General features: G+C 68.5%; 6 protein-coding genes. All 6 read right to left on the bottom strand.

The features are described 5' to 3' along the window. Positions 1-13: 13 nt before the first annotated feature. Positions 14-1,051, bottom strand: a complete 1,038-nt coding sequence (locus E1283_RS26950) for an ABC transporter ATP-binding protein (protein ID WP_132820761.1) — start codon at positions 1,049-1,051, stop codon at positions 14-16. Further along, a complete protein-coding gene (locus tag E1283_RS26945; RefSeq protein ID WP_243745131.1) occupies positions 1,044-2,078 on the bottom strand; it encodes an ABC transporter ATP-binding protein in 1,035 nt (344 codons plus the stop codon). Before E1283_RS26945 ends, E1283_RS26950 begins: the two co-directional genes overlap by 8 nt. Before the next feature lie 13 nt (positions 2,079-2,091). Further along, positions 2,092-3,090 (bottom strand): ABC transporter permease, encoded by a 999-nt coding sequence (locus E1283_RS26940; protein ID WP_132820759.1) that lies wholly within the window; start codon positions 3,088-3,090, stop codon positions 2,092-2,094. Continuing rightward, positions 3,083-4,012: an ABC transporter permease gene (locus E1283_RS26935; protein ID WP_132820758.1), complete on the bottom strand. Its 930-nt coding sequence runs from the start codon at positions 4,010-4,012 to the stop codon at positions 3,083-3,085. The genes E1283_RS26940 and E1283_RS26935 overlap by 8 nt, the downstream gene beginning before the upstream one ends. 107 nt (positions 4,013-4,119) lie before the next feature. Continuing rightward, the gene (locus tag E1283_RS26930) at positions 4,120-5,733 is read right to left on the bottom strand and encodes a peptide ABC transporter substrate-binding protein (RefSeq protein ID WP_132820757.1); all 1,614 of its coding nucleotides are present in this window, start codon (positions 5,731-5,733) and stop codon (positions 4,120-4,122) included. A 384-nt stretch (positions 5,734-6,117) separates the two neighbouring features. Beyond that, positions 6,118-7,986, bottom strand: a complete 1,869-nt coding sequence (gene typA / locus E1283_RS26925; RefSeq protein ID WP_132820756.1) for a translational GTPase TypA — start codon at positions 7,984-7,986, stop codon at positions 6,118-6,120. Positions 7,987-8,193 lie beyond the last annotated feature (207 nt).

Below are 8,193 nucleotides of genomic sequence, written 5' to 3'. Positions count from 1 at the left end.
ATAAGAGACAGGGTCAGGCGTGGACGACGTCCTTCTCCTCGGCGAAGTGGCACGCCGAGGGGTGGGAGGCGCCCGAGTCGTCCGACGCGAAGCGGGTCGGGATGGCCAGCAGCGGGGCCTCCTCCGCGCAGCGGGCCTCGGCCTTCCAGCAGCGGGTGCGGAAGCGGCAGCCCGAGGGCGGGTTGGCCGGGGACGGGACGTCGCCGGCCAGGATGATCCGCTCACGGGAGTCCCGGCCCGCCGGGTCCGGCTGCGGCACGGCCGACAGCAGGGCCTGGGTGTAGGGGTGGGTCGGGTGGTCGTAGATCTCGGTGTCGCTGCCGATCTCGGCCAGCTTGCCCAGGTACATCACACCGACCCGGTCCGAGATGTGCCGGACGATCGACAGGTCGTGCGCGATGAAGAGATACGACAGGTCGAACTCGTTCTGCAGCCGGTCCATCAGGTTGATGACCTGCGCCTGCACCGAGACGTCCAGCGCCGAGACCGGCTCGTCGCAGATGATGATCTCGGGGTTCAGGGCCAGGCCGCGGGCGATGCCGATGCGCTGCCGCTGACCGCCCGAGAACTGGTGCGGGTAGCGGTTGATGTACTCCGGGTTGAGCCCGACGACGTCGAGCAGCTCCCGCACCTTCTTCTCGCGGTCGCCCTTGGGCGCCACCTCGGGGTGGATCTCGAAGGGCTCCCCGATGATGTCGCCGACCGTCATGCGGGGGTTCAGCGAGGTGTACGGGTCCTGGAAGACCATCTGGATGTTGCGGCGGACCGCCTTCAGGGCGCGGCTCGACAGCTTGGCGATGTCCTCGCCCTTGTAGAGGATCTGGCCCGAGGTGGGCTTCTCCAGGCTCATCAGGAGCTTGGCCACGGTGGACTTGCCGCAGCCCGACTCGCCCACGATGCCCAGGGTCTCGCCCTGGTACAGGTCGAACGAGACGTCGTCGACGGCCTTGACCGCGCCGATCTGCCGCCTGAAGAGGACGCCCTGGGTGAGCGGGAAGTGCTTGACCAGGTTGCGCACCTGAAGGATGGGCTCACGCGTCGGCTCAGCCATGGATCGTCTCCTTCCAGAAGTGGCAGGCGCTGGTCCGGCCCGGGATCGGGGCGCCGTCCTGCTCCGCCACGTCGACCTGCGGCGGGACGTCGCCGCGGCAGACGTCCTGCGCCATCGCGCAGCGCGGGTTGAACGCGCAGCCCGACGGGATGGCGGTCAGGGTGGGCGGCAGGCCCTTGATCGCGTACAGCTCCCGGCCCTTGTGGTCGAGGCGCGGGATGGAGTCGAGCAGGCCCTTGGTGTACGGGTGCGCGGGCCGCTTGTAGAGCTCGTGCACCGGGGCGTTCTCCACGATCCGGCCCGCGTACATCACCGCGATCTTGTCGGCGACGTCCGCGACCACGCCCAGGTCGTGGGTGATCAGGATGAGCCCCATGTTGAAGTCGCGCTGGAGCTCGGCGAGGAGGTCCATCACCTGGGCCTGGACGGTGACGTCCAGGGCGGTGGTGGGCTCGTCGGCGATGATCACGTCCGGTTCGAGGGCCAGCGCCATCGCGATCATGATGCGCTGCCGCATGCCGCCGGAGAACTGGTGCGGGTAGTCGTTGACCCGCTCCTTCGCCGCCGGGATGCGGACCCGCTCCATCAGCTCGATGGCCTTGGCCTTGGACTCCTTGCGCGACATGCCGCGGTGCACCCGGAACATCTCGGCGAGCTGGAAGCCCACCGAGAGCACGGGGTTGAGCGCGGAGAGCGCGTCCTGGAAGATCATCGCGATCTTGTCGCCGCGGATCCGCCGCCGCTGCTCCTCGGACATGGTGAGCATGTCCTTGCCGCGGAAGAGGATCTGGCCGCCGGTGATCTTCCCCGGCGGGGTGTCCAGGATGCCCATGATGGTCTGGGCGGTGACCGACTTGCCGGAGCCGGACTCGCCGAGCACGGCCAGCGTCTCGCCGGCGTCCACGGTGTAGCTGACGCCGTTGACGGCCTTGGCCGCGCCTTCCCTGGTGCGGAACTCCACGTGCAGGTCCCGGACTTCGAGCAGCGGCACCCCGGAGGCCTCCGCCTTGGTCTTCTCGTTCGACACGCGCGTCACTCCCTCAGCGCAGCTTGGGGTCGAGGGCGTCACGCACGGCGTCACCCAGCATCAGGAAGGACAGGATGGTGATACTCAGCAGGATCGACGGGAAGAGCAGGATGTGCTCGGCCACGCGGATCTGCTGCTGGGCCCGGTTGATGTCGCCGCCCCAGGAGATCGCCGGCTCGGAGAGGCCGATGCCCAGGTAGGACAGCACGGCCTCGGAGGTGATGTAGCCGCCGAGGGCGATCATCGCCACCACGATCACCGGGGCGATGGCGTTGGGCAGGATGTGCCGGAGCAGGATCCGTTGGGTGCTGGCGCCCAACGAGCGGGCGGCTGCGACGTAGTCGGACTGCTTCACGGAGATCACCGAGCCGCGCATGACCCTGGCGATCGTGGTCCAGCCGAGGAAGGCGAGCGCCGCCGTCACCGTCCACTCGGTCCTGACGTCGAAGGAGACCAGGATGACCATGGTGCCGAGCAGGAACGGGATGCCCATGAAGATGTCGGTGACCCGCGAGAGCAGGGTGTCGAGCGGGCCGCCGAAGTAGCCGGCCACCATGCCCACGAGGCTGCCGAGGACGAAGACGATCGCGGTGACCGAGAGGCCGATGATGATCGACGCCCGGGTGCCGTAGATCATCCGCGCGTAGACGCTCTGCCCCTGCTGGTTGTAGCCGAGCCAGTCGCCCCGGAAGAAGTGGCCGAGCTGCGGGTCCCGCAGGTAGTTGTTGGTGAGGTCGGCGGCCCGGGGGCTGGTGCCGGTGAACAGGCTGGGGAACGCCGCCATCACCAGCAGCACCAGGATGATGACCGCCGAGATCACGAAGGTGGGCTTGCGGCGCAGGTCGTTCCAGGCGTCCGACCAGAGGCTGCGCGCCTTGCCGGGCGGCGGGCCCGCCTCGGCCACCGTGGGGCCCTCGACGACCGCGACGGGCAGCGGGCCCGCCTGGTCGGGGATCACCGCGCCGGCGGGGGTCTCGCCCTCGTTGAACTGGACTTCCTTGGGCTCAGGCATAGCGAATCCTCGGGTCCAGGACCGCGTAGAGCAGGTCGACGAGCAGGGTCACGACGAGGTAGACGACGATGATGAAGCTGACGATGCCCACCACGGTCGAGCCCTCGCGGGAGTTGAGCGAGCGGTAGACGGTGCCGCCGATGCCCTGGATGTTGAAGATGCCCTCGGTGACGATGGCGCCGGCCATCAGGTTGCCGAGGTCGACGCCGAGGAAGGTGACGACCGGGATCATCGAGTTGCGCAGCAGGTGCACGGAGACGGCGCGCCGCCGGGTGAGGCCCTTGGCCTTGGCGGTGCGCATGTAGTCGGCGCGGCGGTTCTCCACGATGGAGGCGCGGGTGAGCCGCGCCACGTAGGCGAACGACAGCGAGGCCAGCACGATCGCCGGTAGGAAGAGCTGCCCCCAGTCCTCGGAGTCCTGGACGGTGGGCGTGACCCAGCCCCAGCGGGTGCCGAAGTAGGTCTGGAAGGTCTGGCCGAGCACGAAGACCGGCACGGAGATCAGCAGCAGGGTGAGGAAGAGGATGCCGCGGTCGATGGCCTTGCCGGCCCGCAGGCCCGCGAGCAGGCCCATGCCGACGCCGACCACCACGGTGATCAGGAAGGCCAGCGCGGTCAGCCTCAGCGTGGCCGGCAGCGCCTGCCCGATGACGTCGATCACCTCGCGTCTGCTGGCGATCTGGGTGCCGAAGTCACCCTGGAGCAGCCCGGTGAGGTAGTGCCAGTACTGGATCAGGATCGGGTCGTCCAGGCCGAGGTCCGCGCGGAGCGCGGCCATCTGGGCCTCGTCGGGGGCGCGCTCGCCCCACAGGGCCCGGACCGGGTCACCGGGGAGGGCGTACATCATCATGAAGACGATGAACGTGGACCCGATGAACACCGGAATCATCTGGAGCAGTCGTCGCACGACATAACGCCCCATGCTTCCTCCATGTCATTCGGCGGGGCCGACGGCCCGTTCCCGTTCCGGAACGGCCCGTCGGCCCCCTCTACGCTGCTGGTACCGACGTGCGGCTGAACGCTACGGCTTCAGTTGACCGTGATCTCGGTCAGCACCGGCTGGCCCGCGGCGGTGAAGCGGACGTTGCTCACGGCCTCCGAGTAGCCACCGTTGACGTTCTGGTACCAGAGCGGGATGGCCGGCATCTCCTCGAAGAGGACTCGCTCGGCCTCCTGGTAGGCGGCGACCGTCTCGTCCAGCGTGGCGGCGGCGTCACCCTGCGCGAACAGCTCGTCGATCTCCGGGCTGTTGAAGCGGCCGTAGTTGCTCTGCGCGTAGGAGGCGTAGAGCTCCTTGGTGAAGTTGACGATCAGCGGGTAGTCCTGGAACCAGCCACCGCGGTACATGCTGACGACCTGGTCGGCGTCGCGGGCCTCGAGGTCGGTCGCGAAGTCCGGCTTGGCGTCACCGACGCACGTCACGCCGAGGTTCTCGATCAGGTTGTTGCAGACCGCCTCGACCCACTCCTGGTGGCCGCCGTCCGAGTTGTACTGGATGGCGATCTCGTTGTTGGGGACGCCGCCGCCCTCCTCGACGAGCTCGCGGGCACGCTCCGGGTCGTAGTCCGTGATGCCACCGGAGGCGCCCTCCTGGTAGCCGTAGACGCCGGGGGCGACGAAGCTGTCGGCGGGGGTGCGGGAACCGTTCAGCACCGTGGTGGTGATGGTCTCCCGGTCGATCGCCATCGAGACGCCCTGGAGCACCCGGGGGTCGGTGTCCTCCCAGTTGTACCAGACCGGAACGATGGTCTGGATGCCGTTGTAGGGCTGGTTGATGGCGCGGTCGCCGAGGTCCTGCTCGTAGACCGGCAGGTCCCTCGGGTCGACCTGGCGGATGACGTCCAGGTTGCCGGAGAGCAGGTCCTGGTAGGCGGCCGCGAGGGTCTCGTAGTTCTTGATCTCGATGCCGTCGTTCTGCGCCGCGTCGTCGCCCTGGTAGTCGTCGTAGGCGGCCAGCTCGATCGCGCGGCCACGCTCCCAGGAGGCGAACTCGTACGGGCCGTTGCCGACCGGGTGCTCGCCGAAGGCCTCGGGGTCGTCGTAGAACGACTCGGGCAGCGGCGTGAACGCGTCGTAGCCGAGCTTGTAGTCGTAGTACGAGACGGGGGTGGTCAGCTCGATCGTGAAGGTGGTCTCGTCGACGACCTGCAGACCGGACATGGCGTCGGCGGTCGGGGCCGCGCCCTCCTCCGCCGGGTGGACGTCCTCGTAGCCGACGATGTCCTGGAACCAGAAGCTGTTGTTCTGGTTGTTGTCGATGTTCGCGGCCCAGTTCCAGGCGTCGACGTAGCTCTGGGCGGTGACGTCGGTGCCGTCGTGGAACGTCCAGCCGTCCTTCAGCGTGACCGTCCAGACCGAGTTGTCCTCGTTGGACTCGACGGACTCGGCGGCGACCATGTAGATCTCACCGTTGTCGTCGAAGTCGAGCAGCTTCGAGAAGACGTTCTGGATCACCAGCGCGCCGAACTGCTCGTTGGTGTTGGTCGGGATCAGCGGGTTCTGCGGCTCGCCGCCGTCCACCCGGACGATGTCGGCGGCCTCGCCGTCACCGTCGCCGCTGTCGTCGCCGCCGCCACAGGCGGTTGCCGCCATGGCGACGACTATCGCACTCACGACCCACTTGGCGCTGCGAGCACCACGCATGGGTTGCCTCCTTGGAGTCCACTTGTCACGCAATAAGGAACCCCGGCCCGCGGAGGTCTACCCGCGTCCGGTTCGCAATGCCCACAACTGTTGCGCATAAACCTTCGTCTCATCCACCGATAGCCCATTTCATTTTGATGAAGATGGGAAGGTGACAACCCCCAAAACCGGACAAATCGGGGTACCTTACTCACCGGTATCCGGACCGATGTGACGCATATCAAGCCGAACAGTCCGGATAGCGGACGAAGGGGCCGGGCCGGACCACGGCAATTCACTTGACGACCACAACCGGGCGTCGGGGATATCCGGCCAAACGACGACAAGCACGCCGCCCTCCGGGCCGCCGCCCGGGCCGCCTTCCGGCGGCCCGCCGCGGCGCGCTCAGAGACGCTTGGCGCGGGAGGTGGCCCTGGCCCGATCCCGCTGGTCCAGCACCACCTTGCGGATGCGAATCTCGGTCGGCGTCACCTCGACGCACTCGTCCTCCCGGCAGAACTCCAGGGACTGCTCGAGGGAGAGCTTCCGCGGCGGCACCAGGTTCTCCGTGTTGTCCGCGGAGGCGGCCCGCATGTTGGTGAGCTTCTTCTCCTTGGTGATGTTCACGTCCATGTCGTCCGACCGGGAGTTCTCGCCGACGATCATGCCCTCGTACACCTCGGTGCCCGGCTCGACGAAGATCGTCCCGCGCTCCTGGAGGTTCATCATGGCGTAGGGGGTGGCGACGCCCGAGCGGTCGGCCACCAGCGAGCCGCTGCTGCGAGTGCGCAGCTCGCCGGCCCACGGCTCGTGCTTCTCGAAGATGCTGTGCGCGATGCCGGTGCCACGCGTCTCGGTCAGGAACTCCGTCCGGAAGCCGATCAGGCCGCGGGACGGCACCAGGAACTCCATGCGCACCCAGCCGGAGCCGTGGTTGGTCATGGTCTCCATCCGGCCCTTGCGGGTGGCCATCAGCTGGGTGATCGCGCCCAGGTGCTCCTCGGGGGCGTCGATCGTCATCCGCTCGACCGGCTCGTGCACCTTGCCGTCGATCTCCCGGGTGACCACCTCGGGCTTGCCGACGGTCAGCTCGAAGCCCTCCCGACGCATGGTCTCCACCAGGATCGCCAGCGCCAGCTCGCCGCGGCCCTGCACCTCCCAGGCGTCCGGGCGCTCGGTCGGCAGCACCCGCAGCGACACGTTGCCGATCAGCTCACGGTCGAGACGGTCCTTGACCAGCCGCGCCGTGACCTTGTGGCCCTTGCCGCCCCGGCCGACCAGCGGCGAGGTGTTGGTGCCGATGGTCATCGAGATCGCCGGCTCGTCGACGGTGATCAGCGGCAGCTGGACGGGGTTCTCCGGATCGGCCAGCGTCTCGCCGATCATGATCTCCGGGATGCCCGCCACCGCGCAGATGTCGCCGGGGCCCGCCACCTCGGCCGGCTTCCTGGTCAGCGCCTCCGTCATCAGCAGCTCCGTCACCCGGACGTTCTGCGAGCTGCCGTCGCGCTTCAGCCAGGCCACGGTCTGGCCCTTGCGCAGCGTGCCCTGCTTGATCCGGCACAGCGCGATCCGGCCGAGGAAGTTGTCGGCGTCCAGGTTGGTGACGTGCGCCTGGAGCGGCGCGTCCTCCTCGAAGACCGGTGCCGGCACGGTCTCCAGCAGCGTCGAGAAGAACGGCTCGAGGCTGTCGCTGTCGGTCGGCACCGTGCCGTCGGCCGGCTGCGTCAGCGAGGCGATGCCGTCGCGGGCGCAGGCGTAGACGATCGGGAACTCGATCTGGTCCTCGTCGGCGTCCAGGTCGAGGAACAGGTCGTAGGTCTCGTCCACGACGGCCGAGATCCGGGCGTCGGAACGGTCGGTCTTGTTGATGCAGAGGATCACCGGCAGCCGGGCCTGAAGCGCCTTGCGCAGCACGAACCTGGTCTGCGGCAGCGGCCCCTCGGACGCGTCGACGAGCAGCACGACGGCGTCGACCATCGACAGGCCGCGCTCCACCTCGCCGCCGAAGTCGGCGTGGCCCGGGGTGTCGATGATGTTGATGACGACCGGGTCGCCACCGCCCTTGGGGTGGTACCGCACGGCGGTGTTCTTCGCGAGGATGGTGATGCCCTTCTCGCGCTCCAGATCGTTGGAGTCCATCACGCGCTCGTCGACATGCTGGTGCGCGGCGAAGGCTCCCGCCTGCCGCAGCATGGCGTCGACCAGCGTGGTCTTGCCGTGGTCGACGTGGGCGACGATGGCGACATTGCGGATGTCATGGCGCGTAGGCATGGCTGGGGGCTTCTCCCGGAGTCGTGAGGACGAGGCGGCGGGCCACGGGCCCCTGCCGGGCGACTCCGCCACGGGCAGGGCACGGCACCGGCCTCCGACCTGGAGAGCAACGACGGCAAGCGCGAGATCGCCGGCGTCACCGGCGCCGTCGAGTTCCGCCGGGTCGGGTTCACCTACGAGGGCAGCGCCGAGCCGTCCGTCTCGGAC

The organism is Streptomyces hainanensis (assembly GCF_004348415.1).
Taxonomy (GTDB): Bacteria; Actinomycetota; Actinomycetes; order Streptomycetales; family Streptomycetaceae; genus Streptomyces; species Streptomyces hainanensis.
Note: the sequence above shows the minus strand (reverse complement) of the source record. Positions and strands in the feature narration are given on the sequence as shown.